The sequence below is a fragment of the Acinetobacter sp. ACNIH3 genome, assembly GCF_002918965.1.
Lineage (GTDB): Bacteria > Pseudomonadota > Gammaproteobacteria > Pseudomonadales > Moraxellaceae > Acinetobacter > Acinetobacter schindleri.
Genome location: NZ_PQLP01000008.1, coordinates 61,900 through 87,345, shown reverse-complemented (window position 1 = coordinate 87,345; position 25,446 = coordinate 61,900). Strand labels below are relative to the sequence as shown.

The window sequence follows — 25,446 nt, the reverse complement described above, 5'->3', positions numbered from 1 at the left end:
TTAATACTTTGTATTTACGATAAAAGCATAATTTTTTTATTGTAGAATTCCTGATATTAATAAAGCTAAACTGAGTCAATTAGGTTACAAATTAATAATATTGATTACAATTCATATAGAATTTCACCTACTTTGTCACATGATTAGTTGATAATTTATTCATACAATTTTAAAAATGTAAAAGAATGCCTATAATTATGAAAAGTTATGTAATTCCAGTTTGTGCTTTATTGGTCGGGGTACTGGGATACTATGTGTATAAGCAAAGTGAAAACAGGCGCCAGCAGGAAATAAGCCGCATCATTACCGATGCCAAGATTTCTTTGCAGGCAATTGAGGGTAAGCATATTCGTCATTAAGACGATATCTGCTTGAGTAAGCTATTAACTGCATAAAATCAATGAACTTTTCAAATGACTGAACAGTTGAAAATTGAATAGAGAATTAAAGTTAAATTTTAGAAACAATAAAAAATCAATGTGTTATAATTCTGAAAACAAAATATTGGATCAGATTTGAGTTATTGTAACCAATTGATTCAATTCATTTATTAATGAGCTGCATAAGGTTATGCAGCTTTTTTGTTTAGTTTTTTTGTGCTTAGTGCATAGTTACTGTTTTGCTGTGCTCTAAGATTACTTGACCCGTCGAATAGCGATGCTGGCATATTCGTTGCTAACTCATCCGCAAAATCCTTTACCTAATAAGTAGAGGGATTTTATGGAATGCTCAGGCATAAAGTTTACTCAATAGGGGCTAGGTCATGACGACTCCTAATCCATCTTCCGAAAATATGCTGGAACGTCTGTTCAAACTGAGTGAAAACAAAACCAGTTTCCGTACAGAAGTTCTTGCAGGTGTAACGACATTCTTAACGATGTGTTACATCATTATTGTCAATCCAATGATTTTATCCGAAACAGGGATGGATCATGGGGCTGTCTTCGTTGCAACCTGTCTTGCAGCCGCAATTGGCTGTCTAGTGATGGGTCTTGTAGCAAACTATCCAATTGCGCTTGCACCTGGCATGGGCTTGAACGCTTTCTTTACCTATTCTGTATGTCTGGGAATGGGTGTGCCATGGCAAACTGCATTGGGCGCCGTTTTTGTGTCAGGTCTGGTATTTATTGCCATCAGTATGTTCAAAATACGTGAGGCAATCGTCAATGCTATTCCAATGTCCTTAAAACTGGCGATTGGTGGTGGTATTGGTTTGTTCCTTGCGCTTATCGCGCTGAAAAACGCAGGAATTATTGTCGATAACCCAGCAACTTTAGTTGGTCTAGGCGACCTTAAACAGCCATCGGTATTGCTTGCATTACTTGGTTTCTTAATGGTTGTTGTGATGCATCACTTTAAAGTTCGTGGTGCAATTATCATCAGTATTTTAGTACTGACGGGCATTTCGGCTGCAATGGGCCTGAGCGAATTTAAAGGTGTGGTCGGTGCTGTACCTTCAATTGCGCCAACCTTTATGCAAATGGACTTTGAAGGTTTGTTTACTGCAAGCTTGATCGGTGTCATCTTTGTATTCTTCTTGGTCGATTTATTCGACTCGACAGGTACTCTTGTTGGTGTTTCTCACCGCGCAGGTTTATTAAAAGATGGTAAATTACCTCGCTTGAAAAAAGCACTATTTGCTGACTCATCTGCAATTGTGGCAGGTGCAGCATTAGGTACGTCTTCAACTACACCATATATTGAGTCTTCAGCAGGTGTAGCTGCAGGTGGTCGTACAGGCTTAACCGCAGTGATTGTCGGTTTCTTGTTTATTGCCTGCTTATTCTTGGCACCACTTGCTCAATCTGTACCAAGCTTTGCAACAGCACCAGCCCTTTTGTTTGTGGGTGTGTTGATGATTCAAGGTATCGTGCATATTGATTGGGACGATATTACAGAAGCTGTTCCAGCATTCTTGACTATCGTATTCATGCCATTCACGTATTCAATTGCTGATGGTATAGCGATGGGTTTTATCAGCTATGCTTTGATTAAATTACTCACAGGTAAGGCTTCAACTGTACCGTATATGGTGTGGATTGTAGCTGTGCTTTGGGCATTGAAATTCGCGCTATTCGGTGGCTGATTTTTGTCAAATTCAGAAAGGGTGTAAACTCAGTTTGCGCCCTTTTTTATTTTTCTCAGGTTTAATCAGGAGTAGTGATGAACCGTCTTGAATTAATACAGGCGATGCCAAAAGCAGAGCTGCACGTGCATATTGAAGGTACTTTTGAACCTGAGTTAATGTTTGCAATTGCACAACGTAATGAGATTGCCATTCCTTACCAGTCGGTTGAGGAAGTTAGACAGGCCTACAATTTCCATAACCTGCAATCCTTTTTAGATATTTATTATGCCGGTGCCAATGTTCTGATTTATGAACAGGATTTTTACGATCTGGCATGGGCATATTTTGAAAAATGTGCCGAAGACAATGTTGTACATACCGAAATGTTCTTCGATCCGCAAACCCATACCGATCGTGGAATTGCTTTTGAAACGATACTGAATGGTCTGCAACGTGCGTGTGATGATGCCGCAGAAAAACTCGGTATTACTTCACATCTGATCATGTGTTTTTTGCGTCATCTCAGTGAAGCAGCAGCATTTGAAACTCTAGAACAGGCTTTGCCGTATAAAGATCAAATTATTGGGGTAGGGCTGGATTCAAGTGAAATTGGACATCCGCCTTCTAAATTTGAACGTGTCTTTGCTAAAGCGCGTGAAGCAGGTTTCCTGATCGTGGCACATGCGGGTGAAGAAGGTCCGGCAGAATATGTCTGGGAAGCTTTAGATCTGTTGAAAGTAAACCGTATTGATCACGGTGTGCGTTCTGAGGAAGATCCGGCATTGATGCAGCGTTTGATTGCAGAAAAAATGCCACTGACAGTATGCCCACTTTCAAACTTAAAGCTTTGTGTGGTGGATGACATGCAGCAACATAATATTCGTCGCCTGTTACAGCAGGGCGTGCATGTCACTGTGAATTCGGATGATCCATCTTATTTTGGTGGTTATATGAATGATAATTTCATTGCCATTGCTGAAGCTCTGGATCTAAGCAATGATGAGTTAAAACAGCTGGCAATCAATTCCTTTGAAGCCTCATTTATCAGTGAAGCAGACAAGGCTAACTGGATTAGTAAGATCAAAGCATTGGTTTAAGTAAACTGTACATAAGAGGTGGAGTTCGCTCCGCCTTTTTCTGTTGAATGAGTAAATTCATGAAAAAATATATTATCGCGATATCTGTGGCTGTTTTGGCTTTCTGGACACATAGTCATGCCGATATAAGCCTGACTCAAAAAGCTTTAAAGCCAGTGATTGCCTATCAATGTGGGCAAGAGCTCAAAGATTCCACAGTCTGGAAAGTTTCGACCTATCTGATGCAGGACGCTAATAAAGCCAAACTGAAACACAATGTTTGTGATTGTGTGGGTGAACATGCTTTAAAAGATGTGCCGGCATCAACTTTGCTTAAAGCAACAATAAATGAAGAAGTGAAAAACCAGTTGGCACGTCAAGCCGTAGCGAATAGTTTGAAAGGCTGTGTACAGGAATTAGTGAAATAGGTCAGGGTTTTCAACGGGCGTCGTTTAATTGCACAACTGACTCCATGGGCTGAAATAGTGATTTATTCACGCTTTAATTTTCGGCAAAATAGCGCATCTTTAATTTACAACATAGGATTTACAGTGAAAAAATTAGCAGCTGTACTTGCACCCATGGCTTTTGTTTTAACTGCTTGTGTTACCACTGATGGTACAACAGGTTCAACTGCTGCAACTACAGCGAACGGCTTGGCAATGGCCGCAGTAAAAGTGGGTGTGCAGGCTAAATGCGTCACTGAAATCAATAACAATACTTACTGGAAAACAGCATCTAAGTTGATGACTGAAACTCAGCAGACTGAATTACAAAACGAAGTATGTTCATGTGTAGCTGAGAAAGCGACTACCAGCGTAACAGCAGCTGACCTGGTTGTTGCTGCAATGGACAAAACTTCTCAAGCAACCTTGGTAACTAAAGTGGTAAGTAGCACATTGAATGCCTGTGTTGTAGAAACTTTGAAAAACTAAGCAAGATTTGCTTAAATGAGCGGCCAAAGTGGCCGCTTTTATATTTGGGCTGAATAATTGAAGGAAATATGATGCGAATTGCAGGTGTAGATGAGGCAGGGCGTGGTCCATTGGTGGGTTCAGTGGTGGCGGCTGCAGTTATTCTTGATCCGAATAATCCGATTGAAGGCCTGAATGACTCGAAAAAGCTCACTGAAAAGAAACGTGAGAAGTTATTTATTGAAATTCAGGAAAAAGCATTGGCTTGGGCAATTGCCGAAGCATCTGCAGCAGAAATTGATGAACACAATATTTTGCAGGCTTCATTGCTAGCGATGCGTCGTGCGGTAGAAGCACTTGATATTCAACCAGATCATGTACTGGTTGATGGTAACAAGATTCCTCAAGGTTTGGCGATGAGTTGTGATGCTGTCATTGGTGGGGATGCACTGCATGCCGAGATTTCAGCAGCAAGTATTCTGGCTAAGGTAACTCGTGATCATCAGATGGTTGAAATGGATCATAAATTTCCACACTTTGGTTTTGCCAAGCACAAAGGTTATCCAACCAAAGCACATTTTGAAGCAATTGCCTTGCATGGGGTAATTGAAGAGCATCGACGCAGTTTTGGTCCTGTGCGTAAAGCCATTGCAGCTATGCAGGAACAGAGTGAACTGGAGCTATAAGATATTTATAGAATATTTTATAAATACATAGAATGTCTAAGTGAACTGCGGTAAAAGTGTAGAAAAAATAAAAGCGGCCTAGAGCCGCTTTATTATTTTTCGCAGAAATTAACGATTAAAGTTATTCTGAGAAGAGGTATCATCTTCAAATGAAGGCTGATAGTCCTGGTCAATATGTTGAAGATGCTCATGCATTGCACGTTCATGCTGAATACGCTGGTAAATTTCTTCACGGTGGACAGAAACTTCCTTTGGCGCATTCACCCCAATACGTACTTGGTTGCCCTTTACGCCAAGCACAGTCACGCTGACTTGGTCTCCAATCATCAAAGTTTCTCCGACACGGCGAGTCAGAATCAGCATGTTTATCTCCTTGCAAAACGCTAAACGTGCATTCAATTTAGAATGTATGTTGAAACACAACTTGAAATCACAAGAGAAAATCGAACAGATCACCACGCACCATCTTGGTTGGGATTATCATCTATTTAAATTTTCTATAAATCCTCGCCCTTAATATAACAGAGCCACTATAAAAAAAACTATAGTGGCTCTGATTTTTTATGAAGTTTTGCAAAATAATGTCAGACAACGACAATAAATTACAAATCAATCATTAAGCACGTGCACTTGATTCGCCAGACTCACGGTCCAAGCCAAATGCAGTGTGAAGTGAACGTACTGCAAGTTCCAAGTAGTTTTCTTCAATGATCACTGAAATTTTAATTTCAGAAGTCGAAATCATCAGAATGTTAATGCCTTCGTCTGCAAGAGCAGTAAACATTTTACTTGCTACGCCTGCATGTGAACGCATACCTACACCCACGATTGACACTTTTACGATGTCATCACGAGTTGCTACTTCACGTGCACCAATCGCTTGCGCGGTTTCTTCAAGGATTTTTTTCGCTTTAGCCAGTTCGCCACGGTTGACTGTGAACGTGAAGTCGGTGGTGCCATCTTCTTCAACGTTTTGGATGATCATATCGACTTCGATATTGGCATCACCAATTGGTTTTAAAATTTTAGAGGCAATACCTGGTTCGTCTGGAACACCCAGAATAGTCAGTTTAGCTTCGTCACGGTTAAACGCGATACCAGAGATAATTGGCTGTTCCATGTTGTCTTCCAATTCAGTCGTAATAAGAGTGCCGACGTTGTTTTTAAAATCTTCGTCAAATGCGCCATCGTTGTCGTTATCAAAACTTGATAATACACGTAGCGGAACTTGGTATTTACCTGCAAATTCTACAGAACGAATTTGTAGGACTTTAGAGCCAAGTGACGCCATTTCAAGCATTTCTTCAAACGAAATACGATCTACTTTTTTTGCTTTAGGTGCAACACGCGGATCAGTTGTATAAACACCATCTACATCTGTGTAAATTTGGCATTCATCAGCTTTTAATGCAGCGGCAAGTGCAACACCAGAAGTATCTGAACCACCACGACCTAGAGTCGTTGTGTTGCCATTGGCATCAAAGCCCTGGAAACCTGCCACGACAATGACACGGCCAGCATCTAGGTTTTCAGTCAAAACATCGGTATCAATCGATTCAATACGAGCCTTGGTGAAAGCGCTGTCGGTTTTAATCCCAACCTGGCGACCAGTCAAAGATTTAGCTTCAACACCGATCGAGTTCAATGCCATTGCTAACATCGAAATCGTTACCTGTTCACCGGTAGAAACCATTTGGTCAAGTTCACGCGGGTCAGGGGTTTCGGTAATGGCTTTCGCTAAAGCAAGTAAGCGGTTGGTTTCACCACTCATCGCTGATACAACAACAACCACCTTGTGGCCGTGGTCATGCCAGCGCTTCACACGACGAGCAACATTTAAAATGCGCTCGGGAGTACCCATTGAGGTACCGCCATATTTTTGAACGATTAATGCCATAGTTGTTCCATTCAAACCATGACCCTGATGTTCCAATCAGGGTCAGTTACACAAAATGAAGTTTTTATTTTGCTTCAAGCCAAGCTGCTAGATCAGCCATCACTGTTGCAAACTTCTCGTTAAGTGGCGCGCCACCTTGTGCCAAGTCAGGTTTACCACCACCTTTACCACCAAGCTCAGTTGCCAAGTGTTTGATGATGTCACCCGCTTTAATAGAAGCAGTAAAGTCTTTCGCCACAGATGCGATCAAGCTCACCTTGTCACCCTCTACACCTGCAAGAACAATCACTGCATTTTCTAATTTAGATTTCACACCATCATGCAAGTTGCGAAGTGCTTTTGCATCCATGCCTTGAACGGTTGTGATGAGTGTTTGACGACCCGCAAGTGTTTGAACTTGGCTTAACAGTTCACCCGCTTGTAGGCTTGCCAATTTTTGATTCAGTTGTTCGATTTGTTTTTGCAAGCTTGATGCTGTGTCAACAATCGCTTCAACTTTCTCTAAAGTTTGGTCTTTTTGTGCTTTCAATAAGCCATTAATCGTGTTGATGTCACGATCCGTTTTTTGAGCAACTTCAATTGCTTTAGTGCCTGTCACCGCTTCAATACGACGTACACCTGCTGCAACACCACCTTCAGAGGTGATCTTGAACAGACCGATGTCACCTGTACGTTTTACGTGAATACCACCACACAGTTCGATTGAGAAGTTTTTCTCTTCAATCACTGAACCCATAGACAGTACGCGAACTTCGTCACCGTATTTCTCACCAAACAACATCATCGCGCCTTTGGCTTTCGCAGATTCGATGTCAAGCAGTTCAGTGGTTACAGGGGTGTTGGCAATTACTTCAGCATTCACAAGACGTTCAATTTCTTGAAGTTGTTCAAATGTCACAGGTTGGTCGTTGGCAAAGTCGAAACGTAATACGTCAGACGCAACCAATGAGCCTTTTTGCTGTACGTGTGAACCTAAAATTTGACGAAGTGCAGCATGTAGAAGATGCGTTGCAGAGTGGTTACGAGCTGTTGCTGCGCGAATGTCTGCTTTTACTGTTGCTTCTACATTTTGAGTAACTTTTAAGTTACCCATGGTCACAATACCTTGGTGAACGAACGCACCACCAGATTTTTTCGTATCTTGAACTTCGAAAATACCGGTATCGTTTTTGAAAATACCTGTATCACCGATTTGACCACCGCTTTCTGCATAGAAAGGGGTTTGGTTCAGAACGATTAACGCTTCGTCGCCTTCAACCACTTCATCGACTTGCTCGCCATCTTTATAGATTGCGATGATTTGACCTTCACCCGCAGTTGCATCGTAGCCGTCAAATTGAGTTTCACCTTCAACTTTCACAACAGAGTTGTAGTCGATCGCGAATTTACCGGCATCACGTGCACGTTGACGCTGAGCAGCCATTTCAGTTTCAAAACCAGCTTCATCAATCGTTAAATCACGTTCACGCGCGATGTCAGCTGTAAGGTCTGTTGGGAAGCCGTAAGTGTCGTAAAGTTTGAACACCACTTCACCTGGAATCACAGAACCTTTTAAGTTTGCAAGTTCGCCTTCAAGCAATTTCAAACCTTGCTCAAGTGTTTTTGCAAATTGCTCTTCTTCTTTCAGAAGTTGCGCTTCGATACGTGCTTGGTTCGCTGCAAGTTCAGGATACGCAGCACCCATCACTTCAATCAAAGGCTTCAACATTTTGTGGAAGAATGAACCTGTCGCACCCAATTTGTTACCGTGACGCACTGCACGGCGGATGATACGACGTAGCACATAACCACGACCTTCGTTCGATGGGTTTACGCCATCAGCGATGAGGAATGAACATGAACGTGCATGGTCAGCCACCACTTTAAGTGACGCAGGGTATTCAACCGGTTTGCCTTCAGCTTGTGCTTTTGCTTCAAGTTCAGCCGTATCTAAACCAATGATTTCAGCAGCTGCTTTTAACAAGTGCTGGAATAGGTCGATTTCGTAGTTTGAGTTCACATGTTGTAGAACTGCAGAAATACGCTCTAAGCCCATGCCTGTATCCACAGAAGGCGCTGGAAGAGGGTGGAGTACGCCATCTGCAGTACGGTTGAACTGCATGAATACGTTGTTCCAGATTTCGATGAAACGGTCGCCATCTTCTTCAGGTGTGCCCGGTAAACCGCCCCAGATGTGATCGCCATGGTCATAGAAAATTTCAGAACATGGACCACATGGACCTGTATCGCCCATTGCCCAGAAGTTATCTGATGCGTATTGACCGCCTTTGTTATCGCCAATACGGATAATGCGAGATGCATCTAGGCCAATTTCTTTGTTCCAGATCTCAAATGCTTCGTCGTCTGTATGGTAAACAGTGGCATAAAGTTTATCTTTTGGCAGACCTAGCCATTGCTCAGATGTTAAGAAATCCCAAGCAAATTTGATTGCATCACGTTTAAAGTAGTCACCAAACGAGAAGTTACCCAACATTTCAAAGAATGTGTGGTGACGCGCTGTGTAGCCAACGTTATCTAAGTCGTTGTGTTTACCGCCTGCGCGTACGCATTTTTGTGAAGATGTCGCACGTACATAATCGCGCTTTTCCAGACCTAAGAAGCAGTCTTTAAACTGGTTCATACCAGCATTGGTAAACAATAATGTTGGGTCATTGGCAGGAACCAGAGAACTCGACGCGACACGTGTATGCCCTTGCGATTCAAAGTAGCTTAAAAAAGCTTCGCGAATTTCAGCTGATGTCATAAAACGAGTACTCACAACCAAGTCACTCCATAATTTCTGATTGGGCAAAAGCAGTGCAGTCTGACAAGAAGGTTGGTTCTTTGCTGCAATGCGGGGCTTAAATTTTTAAAAACGCCAAATTATAACGGAAAATGCCTGTTCGACCAATGATTTTCATATTTATAGATCATAAAACTCTAAGGAATGAATATTGGTAAATTCTGGAAAATGACCTGTAAAATCAAAAGCTATTGTCAGAACAGCAATTTATTTAAAATCTGTCAGGATTAAAGAGAATATTCACGATGATAAAGCATAAATTATTCGGTGAAATATTGGACATGCTGTGTAAATTTTAAAGGATTTGGCTGAATAGTTATCAGTCAGCTGCATAATTCTATTAATATAGGGCACTCAAAGTTTTATGCTGCTTAAGGGAATGTCGATGCAACGTATCGCAATTAATGGTTTTGGGCGAATCGGACGCAATGTGTTACGTGCATGGTTTGAAAATCCGAAAGATTTTAATTTTGACATCGTTGCCATTAATGACATTGCCGATGTGGAAACTTTACTGCATCTGTTCAAATACGACACCACTCATGGCCGCTTTCCAGGGCAGGTCGACCTCAGCTATGAACAGGAACGTGTTTATCTGCATGTGTCTTATCAGGATGCCAGTTTAAAAGTCGAAGTCCTGCGTCAAGCCAGCCCGGCTCAGATGCCATGGCAAGAACTGAATGTTGATGTGGTACTGGAATGTACCGGTCTGTTCCGTTCCCGTGAAGCAGCGACCCAGCATATTACTGCCGGTGCCAAACGTGTGATCATTGGTGCAGCGCCGTTTGACAGTGTAGATGCTGCGATTGTTTATGGGGTGAACCATCGTGATGTGAAAAACAGTGACCAGATCATTTCCAGCGTATCTTGTACCACGCAGGCATTAGTGCCGCTGGTTAAAATCATAGATGATGCTTTCGGTATTGATACCGCGCTAATGACTGAAATTCATGCGGTCACTGCGGATCAATCAGTCCTAGACCATGCACATCGTGACTTACGTCGTGCCCGAGCTTCAGGGCAAAATATTATTCCGACGACGTCATCTGCTTTAGGCGCACTCAAGCAGGTCATGCCGAAAATGGAAAACCGGATTGATGGTTATTCGATTCGTGTACCGACCATTAATGTGGCAGCGATTGATTTAACTTTTGTGACTCAAGCCAATATTAGCGATCATCAGCTGAATGACGTCCTAATCAAAGCAGCAGCTCAGGACTATACTGAAATTATGTCGATCACGGATGAACCTTTAGTCTCTTCCGATTTTAATCATTCACCGTATTCATTGATTGTGGATATGACCCAGACCATAGTCGTAGGCAAGCAGGCCAAAGTATTTGCCTGGTATGACAATGAATGGGGTTATGCCAACCGTTTACTAGATTTATGTCATTCCTTTAATGTATAAAGCACTCTAATCTATAGCTTAAGTAAATTTTATTCTTAAGTATATTGATGTATAAAGAAAATTAATCTAATTTTCCAGTCGATATCTGGTGCTGGCATTCCGATAAAATCGTTACAATATCGCCTGTTTTTTTGATTATGATAAAACTCAGGCGACCAACTAGAAGAGCAAAAGCAATGTTATTAATGTGGGGCTTTATTACACTCTTGACACTGGCAGTAATTTTCCTGATCTGGCTGCAGTTCAATCAGGTTGAAACTGGTCCTGAATTGGAGGGTGTTGCGGTCGAGCAAAAGGTCGCGAATCTGGAAGATAATCTAAAAAAGACCTTAGAGATTATGCAGGATCTGGCTAAAAAGATGCATGTACAGCAAGAAGTACTGGACCAGACCACGACCAAACTAAAACAGGTCGAATTACAAAATGCCGAGCTGGTGCATCTGCTGGCAAAAGTAGTTGAACCAAAACAATAATCTTCGAAAATGGTTTTCTGATTAAGCAGTCTAAAAGAGCAGGCTGCACAAAACTCCTGCCGAAATTACACTCATCATAATGGTAGACAGCATGCCGAAACCTGATGTATTACATATAGATGTAGGCTAAATTTAATCTAATAACGAACTGTATTTTTATAAAGAGGTGCAGCGTGTTGTCCTGTTAACTTCAAATTTGCCTGAATAGTGCTGTTTTCTTAGGTGTCAAATCCGTGCAGTTTGCATTTATGCTGGATTATTTTTAAACATTTAAAAATGAATTTTTCTGAAGCATTTGCTGGTTATTTCGGAAAGTATAGAGTTCAAGATAAAACCTTAAAGTTTTTTTAAGGAATAAATTTTTTAAAATCATGTTGATAGTTTAGCTTTTGATATCTTTTTAATTGACTTGGCCCAAGTCTTCACCGCTGGATTTTCATTATCAATGTTAGTCATTTGATCAGTCAGAGAAAATTATAAAAATTGCGATGCACAGCCTAAATGATCGTGCTAGACTAGGAGAAATCGGGTGTGCTCCCGATTTTTTTATGCGGATTTGTTCCGCGCTGACAAGAATTTAGGTTTACAACATGCCCATTTCAGAGACATGGTTATTACCTGATGGTGTAGCTGATGTATTACCAGAACAAGCGCAAGTCATTGAGCATTTGCGTCGTAAATCACTGGATTTCCTCGCATCTCGAGGTTATCAGTTGGTGTACACGCCATTCATTGAATACATTGAATCTTTATCTTCTCTCTCAGAATCGAATCAGGATTTAGACTTAGCCACTTTTAAAGTGATCGACCAGCTTTCTGGTCGTTTGCTTGGTGTGCGTGCCGATATGACACCACAAGTGGCTCGTATCGATGCGCATGTACATCCAGTGGAAGGTGTAGCTCGTTACTGCTACGCAGGTACGGTTTTACATACCAAACCCCAGGGTTTTAACACCACGCGTGCACCGCTGCAGTTGGGTGCAGAATTATTCGGTTCAGACAGTATTGATGCCGATGTAGAAATGATTGACCTGATGGTGAGTCTGATTCAGGAATCTGGTCTGGCAGATGGTATTCACCTTGACTTGGGTCATGTCGGTCTGTTCCGTAGTCTTGTAGCTCAAGCGGGCTTAAGTAAGGCAGCTGAACGTCAATTGTCTGACCTATATCAGCGTAAAGCGTTGCCAGAACTGCAAGAGTTTACTGCAACCCTGAACCAAGGCCATGATTTCTACGTATTGGGTCGCTATGCAAGTGATTTGAATGCATTACAAACACAATTGAGTACTGAAGTACTGGCAAATCCAGACTTTAAACAGGCACTGGATGCATTGATCAACACTCAACAGGAAATCCAGGCACGCTGGCCGAATCTGGAAATTGGTGTCGATGTGGTTGAATTGCGTTCTTACCATTACCACACTGGCCTGATGTATGCCGTGTATGCACCAAACCGTGCTGCACCACTGGCACAAGGTGGCCGTTATGACGGTATTGGTCAACACTTTGGTCGTGCCCGTCCTGCAACCGGTTTCTCTTGTGACTTGTATAGCTTAAGTGCAGGCAAATTTGAAACTGCACAGATTATTGTTGCACCTAAAGGCAATGATGCTGCTTTGCTTGATGCGATTCAGGCAACACGTGCACAAGGCTTAAGTGTAATTCAGTTATTAGGTAATGATGGTTTAAACTCGGTGCCGTATGCAACTCACCAGCTGGTGAATGTTGACGGTGAGTGGACAGTCAAAACAATTTAATGGTCAGGCTCAGTATTCATGTCGCTGGGCCAGGCTTTTCAACTTTAACAGCATGATGTAATGAGGCTATTATGGGCAAGAATGTTGTGGTACTTGGTACCCAATGGGGCGACGAAGGTAAAGGTAAAATCGTCGACCTGCTCACAGATCAAGCGGCAGCAGTTGTACGTTATCAAGGCGGTCACAACGCAGGCCATACTCTTGTAGTTGGTGGTAAAAAGACAGTTCTTCACCTCATTCCATCAGGTATTTTACGTGAAAACGTACTGTGCTTAATTGGTAACGGTGTGGTTCTTTCACCTGAAGCGCTCATCAAAGAGATGGATATTCTTGAAAAAGAAGGCGTGCCAGTTAAAGAACGTTTACGTATTTCGCCAAACTGTCCTTTGATTCTTCCAAACCATATTGCGCTTGATCAAGCACGTGAAATCAAACGTGGTAATGCAAAAATTGGTACGACTGGTCGTGGTATTGGCCCAGCTTACGAAGATAAAGTGGCTCGTCGTGCAATTCGTGTTGCTGATCTGGTACGTGGTGGTGAACATCTTAAAGCGCAGTTAACTGAGCTTCTTGAATACCATAACTTCCAGTTAACTCAATTCTACGGCGTAGAAGCAGTTAAGCTTGAAGAAGTACTTGCACTTTGCGACCAATGGCGTGAAGTGGTTGCGCCGCTTGTTATCGACGTAACAGGTGAGTTGCATAAATACCGTAAAAACGGTGACAACATCATGTTTGAAGGTGCGCAAGGTTCACTTCTTGACGTTGACCACGGTACATATCCGTACGTGACTTCTTCAAATACGACTGCGGGCGGCGTAAGCTCAGGTTCAGGTCTTGGTCCATTACACCTCGATTATGTATTGGGTATTACCAAAGCATACACAACACGTGTAGGTGCTGGTCCATTCCCAACTGAACTTGTGTACGATGCTGCAAATGATGTTGGCGATGCAATCGGCAAACACTTAGGTACTGTAGGTTCAGAATTTGGTGCGTCTACTGGTCGTCAACGTCGTTGTGGCTGGTTCGATGCTGAAATCCTGCGCCGTTCAGTAGAAGTAAACTCACTTTCTGGTATTTGCCTGACTAAACTTGACGTTCTTGACGGTTTAGAAGAAGTAAAAATCTGTGTAGGTTACGAAGCTGCTGATTCTGGCTGTGTAGGTTCTTCTGATGCACTTGCATTCGAAACTTTAAAACCGATCTACGAAACGATGCCAGGCTGGTCTGAGTCTACTTTCGGTGCCAAATCATTAGATCAATTGCCACAAGCTGCAATTAATTATGTGAAACGTCTTGAGCAATTGATTGAATGTCCAATCGACATCATTTCAACTGGTCCAGACCGTGAAGAAACAATTGTTCTTCGTCATCCGTTTGATGCTTAATCCTTTAAGCTGAAATGAGAAAAACCCTGTGAATTTCACAGGGTTTTTTTATAACGTATCGAGTAAGGAATACTGGCGCACGACTAAAGTTGCATCACAGAGTGATGTGTAATGCTGCTGTGCTTGTTAGAATAAATATTAAAGAAAATATAAGAGCTTGCAGGATGCAAAAAAATATCTCGGCAACCATGTTCTATTCGTTGCTATTTGCCATGGGCGGGGCTCCCACCATTGCCATGCTGATTATTCGTGCTCAAACCAGTAATCCTGAAATTATCTATAATGCGCTGGTAGGCTTAAGTGTCATTATTGCCTGCATATTGGTGCCAGTGATCCTGATCCAGAACGCGATCCTGTTTGCCAAGCGCAAAAGTGAAAGTCTGGAGTTGAAGATCCAACCTTTGAGCCAGTTTTATCTGGTTTTAAATGTACTTTGTCTAATTTATTGGCTTGGCATACAATTCATCACCTGAAATATTACATAAATGCTAAAAAGATGAAGTAATTACACGTTTCAGGTATGGCGATGTTTCAATTATAATTTTTATCAAGTATTGTGCCTTGAAACTGGGGTGGAGAATCTATAATGAAAAATAAATTTTTGTTCAGCATGTGTGCGGCTACATTCGTCACTTTATCAGGTTGTACCACTGTCGCTGATATAGCGGGCGCGGATACATCAACCTTAAACGCTGTAGCGACACAAGGCTTTAACAAGACCGTTCAGGAAGCACGTGCTGCCAATACACTGGATACGTCTTCTGCTACTTATAAGCGCATCAGCACTGTATTTAACAAATTGCGTCCTTATGCAGACCAGCTGAACCAGACAGGCACCCGATTTGACTGGCAGCTGGCTGTACTGAAGAGCGATCAGGTCAATGCTTATGTTGCCCCAGGTGGTAAGGTGGTGTTCTATACGGGTATCGTCAATAAATTGAGCTTAACTGATGCTGAAATTGCAGCAATTATGGGTCATGAAATGGTGCATGCGCTAGAAGAGCATTCTAAACAGAAGATTGGTGCTCAGGCACTGACTGACTTGGCTTTAGGTATTGGCCTGAGTGCAGCAGGTGTGGGTCAGGGTGGTGCAGCAGCTGCACAGCTGGGTAGCCAGATTGGTATTGGTCTACCATACTCACGTAACTTGGAAAGCCGTGCTGACCAAGGTGGCTTAATGTTGATGGCTCGTGCAGGTTATAACCCGAATGCTGCAATTACTCTTTGGGAAAAAATGAGTAAGCAAACCAGTAGTGGTGTCGCGTTCTTATCGACTCACCCATCAAGCAGCCAGCGTATTGCCGCAATGCGTCAAAATCTGCCAGCCGCAATGCAGATTTATAACCAACGTAAATAATCATTGCTTGAATTATAAAAAAGCAGGGCAGAGGCTCTGCTTTTTTATGCCTGAATAAAATATATAGGCAACAAAAAAAGGCAAAGTTTTCACTTTGCCTTTTGCACTTCAGATCAATCGATCTTAGTGGTGGTGACCGCCTGCACCATGTACGTGACCATGGTCAAGTTCTTCTTGAGAAGCTTCACGGATTTCCACGATTTCAACGTCGAAAGTCAGGTCTTGGCCAGCAAGTGGGAAGTTCGCATCAACAACAACGTTTTCGCCTTCAACTGCTTTAACAGTTACGATTTGAACGCCGTCATCAGTTTGCGCCTGGAATTGCATACCAGGTTGGATGTTGTCCACACCCTGGAACATTTTCGCAGGAACTTCTTGTACTAGTTCTGGGTTGTATTCGCCATAGCCTTCAGCTGCTGGAACAGTTACAGTGAATTTGTCGCCTACAGTTTTACCAAGTAGTGCATTTTCAAGGCCAGGAATGATGTTGCCTGCACCATGCAAATATGCAAGTGGTTCACCTTGAGATTTATCGAGAGTTTCACCCTCTGCGTTAGTCAATGTGTAGTGGAAAGAAACCACGAGGTCATTTGCAACTGCAGTCATGATATTGATCCAATCAAATTTTTTAAGAGATACATCATAAAGTGAAATTGAGTTTTTGTAGACTAAAATTAGCAAAAAAAATGCAATTTCCCTATATAAATGCTGATTTTTTCATTGATGGGGGCGCATCTGTAAATTTCAATGCAATTTTATCTTCGGCGAGATTTTTCTTGTAACGAAGTCTTTTACCGTCATTACCCCAGCCTGAGTATAGCCCAAGATCGTGGCCTGATGCAGCCGATATAATGAAACATACATCGACTTGGCGACAAAGCCCTGTACATTGACCTGACCGAGTAATTCACCTACGGCTTTATTTTCACTTAAGGACACCAGAGAACCTTTATCCGAGAAGACAAACATCGGTAACTGTGTCTGACCATTCGCACGTAATCGTAAAGAATTGACAAGGAAACTGGCCTGCTGGCTTGCAACCTGTGCACGTGGTCCCAAGACGGGTTCATCAGCTCTAGGCTTGCAATGTGCACAATCCCCAAAGGCAAAAATATTCGGATCTGCGGTCGTCTGCAATGTCGCATAAACTTTAAGGCGATGAATATTGTCTCTTTCCAGTCCCTCAAGTTGCGTGAGTACCTCAGTCGCCTTGATCCCGGCTGCCCAGACTTTTACTTCTGCTTCCAAACTTGAACCATCTACAAAATAAATATGCTCTTCATCGACTTTAGCCACACGATGTTGAGTTAGTACTTCAATACCTAGCTGTTTCAGCTGCTTCATCGTGTGCTCAGCAACTTTGGGAGACAGGGCAGGAAGAATACGATCTGCAGCTTCAATCAGGGTAATTTTGACCTTATTCGGATCGATCTTGTTTAGACCATATTTATGAAAATTATTCTTGGCAGAAACCAGTTCTGCTGCCAGTTCAACGCCTGTAGCACCTGCACCGATAATAGCAATTTTCAGTTCACGGCTATCTGCTTCATTCTGGGCATTTAAGTAAAGATGCAGCAGGTCTTGCTGGAAAATATCCGCCTGTTCGCGGCTGTCGAGGAAATGACAGAACTGTTTGACACCTTCAGTATTAAAGTCATTTGAAGTGGAGCCTAAAGCAAGCACCAAGGTGTCATAGTCAATGCTTCTATTCTTGGTAGGTTGGACTTTTTTAGAAAAGTATTCGGTTTCAACCAGAATCTGTTTGGTTTCACGGTCAATATTTTTAAACGTGCCCAGAACAAATTCATAATGATTTGCTGCGGCATGGGCAAAATAATTGGTTTCTTCTTCATGCGGATTGAGTGTTCCCGCTGCAATTTCGTGAAGAAGAGGTTTCCAGATATGGGTCAGCTTCTGGTCGATCAGGGTAATCTGGGCCTTACCATTTCTGCCTAAGCTTTGTCCTAACTGGGTAGCCAGTTCCAGACCACCTGCACCACCACCTACAATCACAATTTTATGGGCTGTCATACCTTGTTAACCTATTTATTTTTTTAATGAAATAGAAAGAAAACATACTATGACAGGCTTAAAATAAGGTCTTGATAAGAATTGTTATACAGCTTACAAATTGTAGCAATTCAAGGATATAAATTAATAATGTCTTTTATGGAGGTTGTTATTGGTAAAATTAAAAATAAATGTAGGCAATAAAAAAGGACGGCTAATTAATATAATTGCCATCCTTTGTCTGTCTCAGATTTTATTTGCCAATCGGATACAATATAACGTCTGCATTCGTACTGGAGAATAGGCCAAATAACCATTGCAGGAACTTTTCAAAGAAATTCGCTTCTTCAATATCGACCTGATCTTCAATCAGGATGGTACGAATCAACTGATTATTCTGATAGACGTTTACCGTTGCCAATTGCATGACTTTTGCCAGTGGCGCGGTCAATTGGGTCTCATTCACTTCAATGTTTAAGTGGGTCTGAGTTTCGCGTAATGGCTCAATGCTTTGTAGAGTACCATTCCCAGTATCTAACATCACGCGTTGAGTACTTTGATCAAACTGGTTCAGGTCAATGCTATAGCTCTGATCATAGAGTGAAGTAGTAATTAATTCAGGTTTTTTGGTCGCTACCTTAAACATTTTCAGGGTAGATTGAACCACAGGTAGTTCAGCCAGCACTTGCTTGTCCTTGAGTGCTACCTCATTGCGGGTATAGGTATAGGCCAGGTTCATTAGCTTATGAGCGACTTCCGCACGTTTTACAGCACTTTTGCTTCCCATCACCACGACGATTAAACGACGGTTAGATAGACTCATGTCCATGCTTGGACGGATCGCAGTTGCAGCCAGGTTATAACCTGCAGCACGGGTAAAACCAGTTTTCAAGCCGTCTACTGTTGGGTCTATTTTTAGCAATAGATTGGTGGCACGGTGGAAACGCTGGTTATAACTGAAGCTCTGTTGCTTGGAATAGAACAGATAGTTTGGCGTTTCATTGACCAAAGCCTGAGACAGTTTGGCCAGGTCGGCTGCTGTAGAATAGTGCTCAGGCATGGTAATGCCGGCCGGATTCTGAAAGTTGGTATGCTGCATGCCCAGTGCTTTGGCTTCCTGATTCATACGCTCCACAAATTTGGGTACGCTTCCAGAAATTTTTTCCGCCAACGTCACTGCGGCATCATTGGCAGACATTACAATTAAGCCTGCCAATAACTGATCTACTGAAATCTGATCACCTTCTTTTAGGTACATCTGGGATTCATCCCACATCACCATATTCACTACAGACGTTGCAGTTATTACTTCATTTTTATCTAATTTTCCGGCCTGAATTTCCTTGAGCGTGATATAAGCTACCATCATTTTGGTCAGGGAAGCCGGAGCACGTTGCAGGTCTTCATTATGTGAAGCAATAGTCTGACCGGTCTGGCTGTCCAGAATGGTCCAGGCTTCTGCCTCAACACTTTCAGGATTAATATTAAGTAGGGCAGCATGCGAGATTGCGGACATAAAAAAGCACAATGTCGCAATCAGTGAGGCGATAAATTTCAAGGGAGTTCCTTATTCGACCAGTCCATTGGCGAGCAAAAAAATTTTAGGCATGCTAAGCCTTTTTTTTTGTCATGGCTAGTACTCATTGTAGACATTTAAGACACTTCCGCAATGTATTGGAAAAAAATGTTAAGCTTAGACTTAACACATTCTAATTTCTTTTGAATCGCCCATTATGTTGCATTATCAAATCGAATTTGACGATTATCGTCAGCATCTTGTTCACGTGACTGTTCGCTTTTTAGCAGACCCTACACAGGTGTTGTCTTTGCCAACGTGGATTCCGGGCAGTTACCTGATTCGTGAATTTTCCAAGCACATTGAAGGAGTGAAAGCCTTTGATGAAGCAGGACGCCAGCTGAAAATCCAGAAATTTGAAAAGAATAAATGGCGCCTGTTTAATACCGACCATGAACTGATCACGGTTGAATATGATGTCTATGCTTATGATCTGTCCGTACGGGGTGCGTATGTCGATGAAACACGTCTATATGTGAACCCGGCCTGTGCTTGTCTGGGGCTGGAAGGACAAGAAAATAAAGCGATTGAAGTTGAAATCTTCCTGCCAGATGAACTGAAACACTTCCAGTTAGCAACCGGTATGGCATCCAAGAGCCTGGTCAAAGGCCGCTATACGCTTAAAGCAGAAAATTATGCCGAGCTGATCGATTCACCATTTGAACTAGCAGAACAGACCCGTTTTAGCTTTGAAGCCAATGGTATTCCGCATGAGTTCGTGGTTTCTGGCAAACATGAGATGAATGCTGAACGCATGCAGCAGGATCTGGAAAAGATCTGTAGTACCGAAATTTCTATGTTTGGTTCGGCGCCATTTAGTAACTATACCTTTATGACCATGGCAACAGGCAACAGTTATGGCGGTCTGGAACATCCAAACTCAACCAGTCTGATTACACCACGTGACGATCTGCCGAAAGCCAACGAGCCGGAAGAGCCATCGAAGGATTATCAGCGTTTCTTAGGTTTATGTAGCCATGAATATTTCCACTCTTGGTTAGTGAAATTTATTCGCCCTGAAAACTTTGTGAATTACGATTTAAACAAAGAAGGCTACACCTCTTTACTTTGGATCTTTGAAGGATTTACTTCTTATTATGATGACCTGATTCTGCTACGTAGTGGTGTGATTAACCAGGAATCATATATTGCTTTACTGAAAGCACAGATTGACCGTTATTTGCAAAACCCAGGTCGCTTTATTCAAAGTGTGTCTGAATCAAGCTTTGATGCCTGGGTGAAATTCTATCGTCAGGATGAAAACTCGAATAATGCTGGCACCAGCTATTACAACAAAGGTTGTTTAGTGGCACTTTGCTTAGATTTAGGCTTGCGTCTACGTGGTTCAAGCCTGGATGCCTTGATGCGCAAGTTGTATGAAAATGCGCAAAATGGCATTCAGGTGAACGAGCGTACTATCTTCGAGTTATGTGAAGAATTGACTGGCGATAAGTGGTTAGAACAGATCAACCATCTGATCAATACCACAGAAGAATTACCACTGGATCAGTTATTCCCTGAGTTTGGGGTAAGCTATACCCTGAAAAATGACAAGTCTCTGCCATTTGGTTTGAAATTGGTAGATAAGCCTGAAGGTGTATTTATTCAATCCGCTCGTCGTGACAGTGCTGCTGCCAAAGCAGGCCTGTCAGCCAATGATGTGATCATTGCAATTGATGGCTTGAAAGCGACGACAAAGCTTGCCGAGAAATATGCGAAGCAGGAAGGAACTTATACTGTTCATGCATTCCGTCGTGATGAGTTAATGGCCTTTGAGGTTCAAGCAGCTGGTTCTGCATTGACTGAAGTCGAACTTAAAATTGAAGATCAAGCTAAAGCTGAGAATTGGTTGAAAGCGTGATTTGCATAGTTTAAATAAACCATGTAAAACCGGTGCTTAGGCATCGGTTTTTTTATGTGAATATGAATAAGAAGAGTTTAAATTGGGGAATGGGAATTACAGTTGTCTGGTTAGCCATAATTTTTATATTTTGGTTTTTCGGAGATTTGAAAAGTCCAATATCTTTAAATGAATTAGGTGATTTTCTTGCAGGTATAGTTGCCCCTATCGCTTTTTTGTGGCTGATTTTAGGCTATGTCCAGCAGGGTAAACAGTTAGAGCAGAATTCTAAATCAATTAGGCAACAATCTGAATCTTTGCAATTACAAATAGAAGAATTTAGAAAGATGGTTGAAATTCAAGTTCAGCAAGTGGAATATAGAAATCAGAGTGCAAAACCATTATTTAGTTTTAAGAGTGGAAGTTGTATAAGAAAATATGAATTAAATGAGGAAGATGATTATTTTGATATTTATTTAAGTATGTGTAATTTAGGCAAGGGAGATGCTTATAATATTAAAATCTTGGTAGATGAAGAATATCACTATGAAGTTTATGAGATAAAAAGATTAACAAAAGATTTAACTCACGAAATTAATTTTATATTGAATATTTCTAGTTTTGATAAATTCCTAGATGGAATGATTTACCGTAAATTTTTATTCCTCGAATTTAAAGATTTATATGGGAATAGGGTAAAGGAAGCTTTTACCCTTTATATCGGTAGAAAAGAGAATGATATGGGAGCATCATTTATTCATGTGGTAGAAGGTCGAGACATTATTTATGATGAGTTTGTTTCGAGTTGATAGTCACTTTTCTCTAATTAATTCCCCCGATACGTTGAATATCCATAAGAACTTAACAACAGTGGAATATGGTAATGCTCCAAAGTACCATCAATCACAAACACAACCGGAATTTCTGGGAAAAAGGTGCGTTGATTATTGGCCTTAAACCAGTCGCCCGTTTTAAAAGTCACCTTATAAATGCCTTTTTGTAGCGCAGTCTCTTTAGGATAGAATTCTTTAATCCGGCCATTATTATCTGTTTTGGCTTCATTGAGTTTGACCCATTTCTCACCTTGCTGGGCTTCTAAAGTTACCGTGATATTGGCAGAAGGCAGGCCAGTTTCCTGATTTAGCACATGCACACTGAGTGGATTGGCAAAGCCAAGAGTTGAAAGGGAAGTCGCAGCTAAGGCAAAAATAATTTTTTTCATGAGACCCATCGCAAAATGAATAATTATAATTAGTCTAAAAGACTAAAAAATATTAAATTTATGTAATAAAAAAAGCCCACCGAAGTGAGCTTGATAGATTTTATTAAAACTTAGCCACGACCGCGTCCGCGACCACGTGGTGCTTTGGTATTTGGACGTGTCGTACCATTGGTCTTACGACGTGGTTTTTCACCTTCTTCCAGTTGCCAAACACGTGGTGTACCAGTTTTCTTCTTGGTACCGTCTTTATTCACTTTTTTATTGAGTGGTTTGCCACCCGTACCACCTGGTTTTTTCACGTAAGAACGTGAACGGTATGGCTCTTCTGCGGGTACATCTTTAAAGTCAGGGTAAAGCAAAGGTTCAATTTCTTTGGTTTCACCTGGTTGCAGACCCAATTGAACCAGATCAATAGAACCGATTTTGGTACGGATCAAACGTAAAGTCGGGAAACCTACGGCAGCAGTCATACGACGTACCTGACGATTACGGCCTTCACAAATCGAAATTTCTACCCATGACGTTGGTACAGAAGCACGGTAACGAACTGGAGGATCACGATCCCATAACCATTCAGGTTGCTGAACCTTGATTGCTTTTGCAGGTAAGGTCATACCATCTTTCAGCTCTACACCTTTACGTAACTGCTCAAGTGCTTCTTCAGTCACGTCGCCTTCAACCTGAACCAGGTAAGTCTTGAATTTTTTATTGGCAGGATTGGTAATGAACTGGTTTAAACCACCATGATCGGTCAGGAATACCAAACCTTCCGAGTCCATATCGAGACGACCTGCCAGACGCAGTGTAGGATCATCTACGAAATCAGACATCGTCATGTGTGCTTCGTCTTTACGAAACTGGGAGAGGACGTCATAAGGTTTATTTAGAATGACGATTTTCATAGGAAAAGACTTCTATAATTACAAAAATTTGAAAATGAGCAGATTTCTTCGCGTGGGGATAGTCGTGATCTCCCATTGGAATCTAAAAAGCGGTGGATTTATATATGGGTATTATGAGGGAAGACGGCCTTAAAGTGTTGCTTATCTCGAAATATTTTTGAAACCGCTCGCAGTTGAATCTGTAAATAGTATCTTGTAAAAGGGTAAAGTGCAGCTATAAGCGTTAATAAAAATCAAACCTGAATCTGTTTTAAAATTAAACGGAACAGCTCAGCCTGAAAGATCGCATCGTGTAATGCATTATGATTGCCTCTGCTTTGTGGCTTTAAAATTTCAATAATATTCTTTGCCCGTGTTTCTGACCAACGTCCGCCAAATGCACCCATATAAAGAGATTTAATATCGAGTGAGGAAACACCAAAAGGATTGTGTCCGATAAATTTATGGAAATAATAATTCATAAAAGACCAGTCAAAACCGGCATTTAATCCGACAAAAATTGGTGTTTCAGATTTGGAAAGATGTTGCTCAATCCACACAGTGCAATTCTGCATCGCAGTGGTGGGATCTATCCCATTTTTTGTTAAATCTTCTAAATTGAAACCGCTAACGGCCAAGGCTTTCGGGTCAGCTTTATGGGAGACCGGCTTTAATTCACAGTAAAACTGGATCTCAGGTTGATCGACGAGACACATGCCGATAGATAGCAAATCATATTCCCTAGGAATCGGGCCGGAAGCTTCAATGTCGACGGAAATAAACACTTCTTTTTTAGCCATTTTTTTGATCACTCTCATCTATCTGTAAAAATTTAAATCTTGCTTGCCAGGTTTTCTGAACATACAGACTAAAATCACTATTGTGGCAGAGAAGGGACTCTTCCAATATCTTAAATAAAAGACACAGGGTTAAAATGACCGAGTTAAACTCATCATAATCTATGATCTTTACAGTCGGAGCTGACACTAAAATTTTGACTTCATAATTATAAACCTCAATATATAAATTATACGCTGAGTAATCTCATGTTTCAGCGTGCAAACATCTGTAAGACTTGTAATAACCAAAAAACATGTCCCCTTAAAACAGAATAACTTAGCTAAAATGTAATTACATTGAAGCAATTAGATACGACTCTTGCATTGGTTATTTATTTATAGTGGTTAGAGTAGAAAAACAATCTTTTTGATCGAGATGAGTAGGAGTCAAAAATGGCTAGATCTCAGGCAAAACATAAGCAGGTTCAGCAAAAGGACAAAAAGGATTCTATGCAGGACGAGGATCAACAGCAGCAACAGCAGCAACCTCAAAAATCTAAACCATCACGGGCGAAAAAACGTAAATAGTCCATGATTGTGAATCGGTGATAATCAATGACAAAACCCTCTATAAGAGGGTTTTTATTGTTTAGAAGAGAAAAAATAATTTTCAAAGGAATCATCAATAAAAATTACAAGAACAGCACGTGTAATCAGATTGAATTGAATAAGATTATTTTAAGAAGAATGAATGAGAAATTGCAGTGCCGAATTTAAGCGCTTCCTTATTATTAATTATTGTATTGATACTTCTGAGTGGCTGTCAGCCACCACCGTCTGGTGAGTCAGCGGGCTGGAAAAGTCCTTATCTGTATTGGCAGTTGAGAAAAGAAACTTTATCACAACCTTTAACCATTCCAGTCGAAGGTGTGACGCAAAGACAGCTCAATGATACTTGGGGTGCTTCACGAAGTGCAGGCCGTAAGCATGAAGGAATAGATATCTTTGCCAAACGAGGTACACCTGTGCTGAGTGCAACCCAGGGTATCATCAGAAATATTGGAACAAATAATCTCGGTGGTAAAGTGATCTGGGTAACAGGGCCGGAGCTGAGCCAGCATTATTATGCACATCTGGAGGATTATGCTGAGCATATTCAGGAAGGTGACTGGGTGGAAGCTGGCGAAGTCATTGCCTATGTGGGCAACACCGGTAATGCTAAATCAACACCACCACATCTGCATTATGGAATTTATTTTAGCGGGCAGGGCGCGACTAATCCTTATCCTTATTTGAAAGCTGAGGAATTAGAATAAACGTCATAAT

At 41.5% G+C, this 25,446-nt stretch carries 25 protein-coding genes; 16 read left to right on the top strand and 9 right to left on the bottom strand.

The features are described 5' to 3' along the window. Positions 1-197: 197 nt before the first annotated feature. The 6 genes from C3420_RS17365 (at position 198) to rnhB (ending at position 4,744) form a co-directional block, all read left to right on the top strand. Positions 198-359 (top strand): hypothetical protein, encoded by a 162-nt coding sequence (locus C3420_RS17365; RefSeq protein ID WP_155756525.1) that lies wholly within the window; start codon positions 198-200, stop codon positions 357-359. Between the two features lie 404 nt (positions 360-763). Continuing rightward, the gene (locus tag C3420_RS05970; protein ID WP_004892544.1) at positions 764-2,086 is read left to right on the top strand and encodes an NCS2 family permease; all 1,323 of its coding nucleotides are present in this window, start codon (positions 764-766) and stop codon (positions 2,084-2,086) included. A gap of 77 nt (positions 2,087-2,163) precedes the next feature. Next, on the top strand, positions 2,164-3,165 hold the full coding sequence (locus C3420_RS05965) for an adenosine deaminase (RefSeq protein ID WP_103799900.1): 1,002 nt from the start codon (positions 2,164-2,166) through the stop codon (positions 3,163-3,165). Positions 3,166-3,224: 59 nt separating this feature from the next. Next, positions 3,225-3,572, top strand: a complete 348-nt coding sequence (locus C3420_RS05960; protein WP_103799899.1) for a hypothetical protein — start codon at positions 3,225-3,227, stop codon at positions 3,570-3,572. A gap of 123 nt (positions 3,573-3,695) precedes the next feature. Continuing rightward, positions 3,696-4,079 carry a hypothetical protein gene (locus C3420_RS05955; RefSeq protein WP_103799898.1) on the top strand — a complete coding sequence of 128 codons (384 nt, stop codon included), beginning with the start codon at positions 3,696-3,698 and terminating at the stop codon, positions 4,077-4,079. A 71-nt stretch (positions 4,080-4,150) separates the two neighbouring features. Beyond that, the gene (gene rnhB, locus C3420_RS05950; protein WP_103799897.1) at positions 4,151-4,744 is read left to right on the top strand and encodes a ribonuclease HII; all 594 of its coding nucleotides are present in this window, start codon (positions 4,151-4,153) and stop codon (positions 4,742-4,744) included. 108 nt (positions 4,745-4,852) lie between these two features. Here the strand turns inward: rnhB and csrA are convergent, their stop codons facing one another. From csrA to alaS, 3 genes are all read right to left on the bottom strand, one after another. Further along, a complete protein-coding gene (gene csrA / locus C3420_RS05945) occupies positions 4,853-5,107 on the bottom strand; it encodes a carbon storage regulator CsrA (RefSeq protein ID WP_004892562.1) in 255 nt (84 codons plus the stop codon). Between the two features lie 253 nt (positions 5,108-5,360). Next, positions 5,361-6,641, bottom strand: a complete 1,281-nt coding sequence (locus tag C3420_RS05940) for an aspartate kinase (protein WP_048881035.1) — start codon at positions 6,639-6,641, stop codon at positions 5,361-5,363. A gap of 64 nt (positions 6,642-6,705) precedes the next feature. Beyond that, positions 6,706-9,399, bottom strand: coding sequence for an alanine--tRNA ligase (gene alaS, locus C3420_RS05935; protein ID WP_171294442.1), 2,694 nt, complete (start codon positions 9,397-9,399; stop codon positions 6,706-6,708). Positions 9,400-9,808: 409 nt separating this feature from the next. On the opposite strand from alaS, the gene C3420_RS05930 reads away from it, so the two are divergent. The 6 genes from C3420_RS05930 to C3420_RS05905 all read left to right on the top strand — a co-directional run bounded on the left by C3420_RS05930 (position 9,809) and on the right by C3420_RS05905 (position 15,812). Continuing rightward, a complete protein-coding gene (locus C3420_RS05930; protein WP_103799895.1) occupies positions 9,809-10,834 on the top strand; it encodes a type I glyceraldehyde-3-phosphate dehydrogenase in 1,026 nt (341 codons plus the stop codon). Positions 10,835-11,010: 176 nt separating this feature from the next. Beyond that, entirely contained in the window at positions 11,011-11,307 is a 297-nt protein-coding gene (locus C3420_RS05925; RefSeq protein ID WP_004892573.1) for a hypothetical protein, read from the top strand. Between the two features lie 590 nt (positions 11,308-11,897). Continuing rightward, on the top strand, positions 11,898-13,064 hold the full coding sequence (locus C3420_RS05920) for an ATP phosphoribosyltransferase regulatory subunit (protein WP_004892575.1): 1,167 nt from the start codon (positions 11,898-11,900) through the stop codon (positions 13,062-13,064). A gap of 71 nt (positions 13,065-13,135) precedes the next feature. Continuing rightward, complete coding sequence (locus C3420_RS05915; protein ID WP_004892578.1) at positions 13,136-14,455, top strand: adenylosuccinate synthase; 1,320 nt, start codon at positions 13,136-13,138, stop codon at positions 14,453-14,455. Positions 14,456-14,619: 164 nt separating this feature from the next. Then, entirely contained in the window at positions 14,620-14,928 is a 309-nt protein-coding gene (locus C3420_RS05910) for a hypothetical protein (RefSeq protein WP_103799894.1), read from the top strand. 113 nt (positions 14,929-15,041) lie between these two features. Next, on the top strand, positions 15,042-15,812 hold the full coding sequence (locus tag C3420_RS05905; RefSeq protein ID WP_103799893.1) for a M48 family metallopeptidase: 771 nt from the start codon (positions 15,042-15,044) through the stop codon (positions 15,810-15,812). Between the two features lie 123 nt (positions 15,813-15,935). On the opposite strand, the gene slyD is transcribed toward C3420_RS05905, so the two are convergent. The 3 genes from slyD to C3420_RS05890 form a co-directional block, all read right to left on the bottom strand. Beyond that, positions 15,936-16,418, bottom strand: coding sequence for a peptidylprolyl isomerase (slyD, locus tag C3420_RS05900; RefSeq protein WP_004892585.1), 483 nt, complete (start codon positions 16,416-16,418; stop codon positions 15,936-15,938). Between the two features lie 138 nt (positions 16,419-16,556). Continuing rightward, positions 16,557-17,843, bottom strand: a complete 1,287-nt coding sequence (locus C3420_RS05895; protein ID WP_103799892.1) for an NAD(P)/FAD-dependent oxidoreductase — start codon at positions 17,841-17,843, stop codon at positions 16,557-16,559. 232 nt (positions 17,844-18,075) lie between these two features. After that, the gene (locus C3420_RS05890; RefSeq protein ID WP_103799891.1) at positions 18,076-19,380 is read right to left on the bottom strand and encodes a D-alanyl-D-alanine carboxypeptidase PBP6B; all 1,305 of its coding nucleotides are present in this window, start codon (positions 19,378-19,380) and stop codon (positions 18,076-18,078) included. 175 nt (positions 19,381-19,555) lie between these two features. On the opposite strand from C3420_RS05890, the gene C3420_RS05885 reads away from it, so the two are divergent. Together C3420_RS05885 and C3420_RS17580 are read left to right on the top strand one after the other, a co-directional pair. Then, positions 19,556-21,259 (top strand): M61 family metallopeptidase, encoded by a 1,704-nt coding sequence (locus C3420_RS05885; RefSeq protein ID WP_103799890.1) that lies wholly within the window; start codon positions 19,556-19,558, stop codon positions 21,257-21,259. 62 nt (positions 21,260-21,321) lie between these two features. Beyond that, positions 21,322-22,047 (top strand): hypothetical protein, encoded by a 726-nt coding sequence (locus tag C3420_RS17580; protein WP_228152938.1) that lies wholly within the window; start codon positions 21,322-21,324, stop codon positions 22,045-22,047. Between the two features lie 17 nt (positions 22,048-22,064). Here C3420_RS17580 and uraH read toward each other — a convergent pair whose 3' ends face one another. The 3 genes from uraH to C3420_RS05865 all read right to left on the bottom strand — a co-directional run bounded on the left by uraH (position 22,065) and on the right by C3420_RS05865 (position 24,141). After that, on the bottom strand, positions 22,065-22,460 hold the full coding sequence (gene uraH / locus C3420_RS05875) for a hydroxyisourate hydrolase (RefSeq protein ID WP_103799889.1): 396 nt from the start codon (positions 22,458-22,460) through the stop codon (positions 22,065-22,067). Between the two features lie 110 nt (positions 22,461-22,570). Next, the gene (locus C3420_RS05870; RefSeq protein WP_004815429.1) at positions 22,571-23,362 is read right to left on the bottom strand and encodes a pseudouridine synthase; all 792 of its coding nucleotides are present in this window, start codon (positions 23,360-23,362) and stop codon (positions 22,571-22,573) included. Between the two features lie 233 nt (positions 23,363-23,595). Beyond that, entirely contained in the window at positions 23,596-24,141 is a 546-nt protein-coding gene (locus C3420_RS05865; RefSeq protein ID WP_213064669.1) for a 3'-5' exonuclease, read from the bottom strand. Between the two features lie 432 nt (positions 24,142-24,573). On the opposite strand from C3420_RS05865, the gene C3420_RS17780 reads away from it, so the two are divergent. Both C3420_RS17780 and C3420_RS05860 read left to right on the top strand, forming a co-directional pair. Then, positions 24,574-24,708, top strand: coding sequence for a hypothetical protein (locus C3420_RS17780; protein WP_004892608.1), 135 nt, complete (start codon positions 24,574-24,576; stop codon positions 24,706-24,708). Between the two features lie 176 nt (positions 24,709-24,884). Beyond that, the gene (locus tag C3420_RS05860; RefSeq protein WP_103799888.1) at positions 24,885-25,436 is read left to right on the top strand and encodes a M23 family metallopeptidase; all 552 of its coding nucleotides are present in this window, start codon (positions 24,885-24,887) and stop codon (positions 25,434-25,436) included. Positions 25,437-25,446 lie beyond the last annotated feature (10 nt).

What these genes read in the sequence shown, in the direction of transcription:
- C3420_RS05885 (WP_103799890.1), top strand. Translation starts at nt 19,556, where the DNA reads ATGTTGCATTATCAAATCGAATTTGACGATTATCGTCAGCATCTTGTT.
- rnhB (WP_103799897.1), top strand. Translation starts at nt 4,151, where the DNA reads ATGCGAATTGCAGGTGTAGATGAGGCAGGGCGTGGTCCATTGGTGGGT.
- C3420_RS17365 (WP_155756525.1), top strand. Translation starts at nt 198, where the DNA reads ATGAAAAGTTATGTAATTCCAGTTTGTGCTTTATTGGTCGGGGTACTG.
- C3420_RS05920 (WP_004892575.1), top strand. Translation starts at nt 11,898, where the DNA reads ATGCCCATTTCAGAGACATGGTTATTACCTGATGGTGTAGCTGATGTA.
- C3420_RS05930 (WP_103799895.1), top strand. Translation starts at nt 9,809, where the DNA reads ATGCAACGTATCGCAATTAATGGTTTTGGGCGAATCGGACGCAATGTG.
- C3420_RS05915 (WP_004892578.1), top strand. Translation starts at nt 13,136, where the DNA reads ATGGGCAAGAATGTTGTGGTACTTGGTACCCAATGGGGCGACGAAGGT.
- C3420_RS05925 (WP_004892573.1), top strand. Translation starts at nt 11,011, where the DNA reads ATGTTATTAATGTGGGGCTTTATTACACTCTTGACACTGGCAGTAATT.
- C3420_RS05965 (WP_103799900.1), top strand. Translation starts at nt 2,164, where the DNA reads ATGAACCGTCTTGAATTAATACAGGCGATGCCAAAAGCAGAGCTGCAC.
- C3420_RS05905 (WP_103799893.1), top strand. Translation starts at nt 15,042, where the DNA reads ATGAAAAATAAATTTTTGTTCAGCATGTGTGCGGCTACATTCGTCACT.
- slyD (WP_004892585.1), bottom strand. Translation starts at nt 16,418, where the DNA reads ATGACTGCAGTTGCAAATGACCTCGTGGTTTCTTTCCACTACACATTG.
- C3420_RS05940 (WP_048881035.1), bottom strand. Translation starts at nt 6,641, where the DNA reads ATGGCATTAATCGTTCAAAAATATGGCGGTACCTCAATGGGTACTCCC.
- C3420_RS05960 (WP_103799899.1), top strand. Translation starts at nt 3,225, where the DNA reads ATGAAAAAATATATTATCGCGATATCTGTGGCTGTTTTGGCTTTCTGG.
- C3420_RS05970 (WP_004892544.1), top strand. Translation starts at nt 764, where the DNA reads ATGACGACTCCTAATCCATCTTCCGAAAATATGCTGGAACGTCTGTTC.
- C3420_RS05910 (WP_103799894.1), top strand. Translation starts at nt 14,620, where the DNA reads ATGCAAAAAAATATCTCGGCAACCATGTTCTATTCGTTGCTATTTGCC.
- C3420_RS05870 (WP_004815429.1), bottom strand. Translation starts at nt 23,362, where the DNA reads ATGAAAATCGTCATTCTAAATAAACCTTATGACGTCCTCTCCCAGTTT.
- C3420_RS05865 (WP_213064669.1), bottom strand. Translation starts at nt 24,141, where the DNA reads ATGGCTAAAAAAGAAGTGTTTATTTCCGTCGACATTGAAGCTTCCGGC.
- csrA (WP_004892562.1), bottom strand. Translation starts at nt 5,107, where the DNA reads ATGCTGATTCTGACTCGCCGTGTCGGAGAAACTTTGATGATTGGAGAC.
- C3420_RS05895 (WP_103799892.1), bottom strand. Translation starts at nt 17,843, where the DNA reads ATGACAGCCCATAAAATTGTGATTGTAGGTGGTGGTGCAGGTGGTCTG.
- C3420_RS17780 (WP_004892608.1), top strand. Translation starts at nt 24,574, where the DNA reads ATGGCTAGATCTCAGGCAAAACATAAGCAGGTTCAGCAAAAGGACAAA.
- uraH (WP_103799889.1), bottom strand. Translation starts at nt 22,460, where the DNA reads ATGAAAAAAATTATTTTTGCCTTAGCTGCGACTTCCCTTTCAACTCTT.
- C3420_RS17580 (WP_228152938.1), top strand. Translation starts at nt 21,322, where the DNA reads ATGAATAAGAAGAGTTTAAATTGGGGAATGGGAATTACAGTTGTCTGG.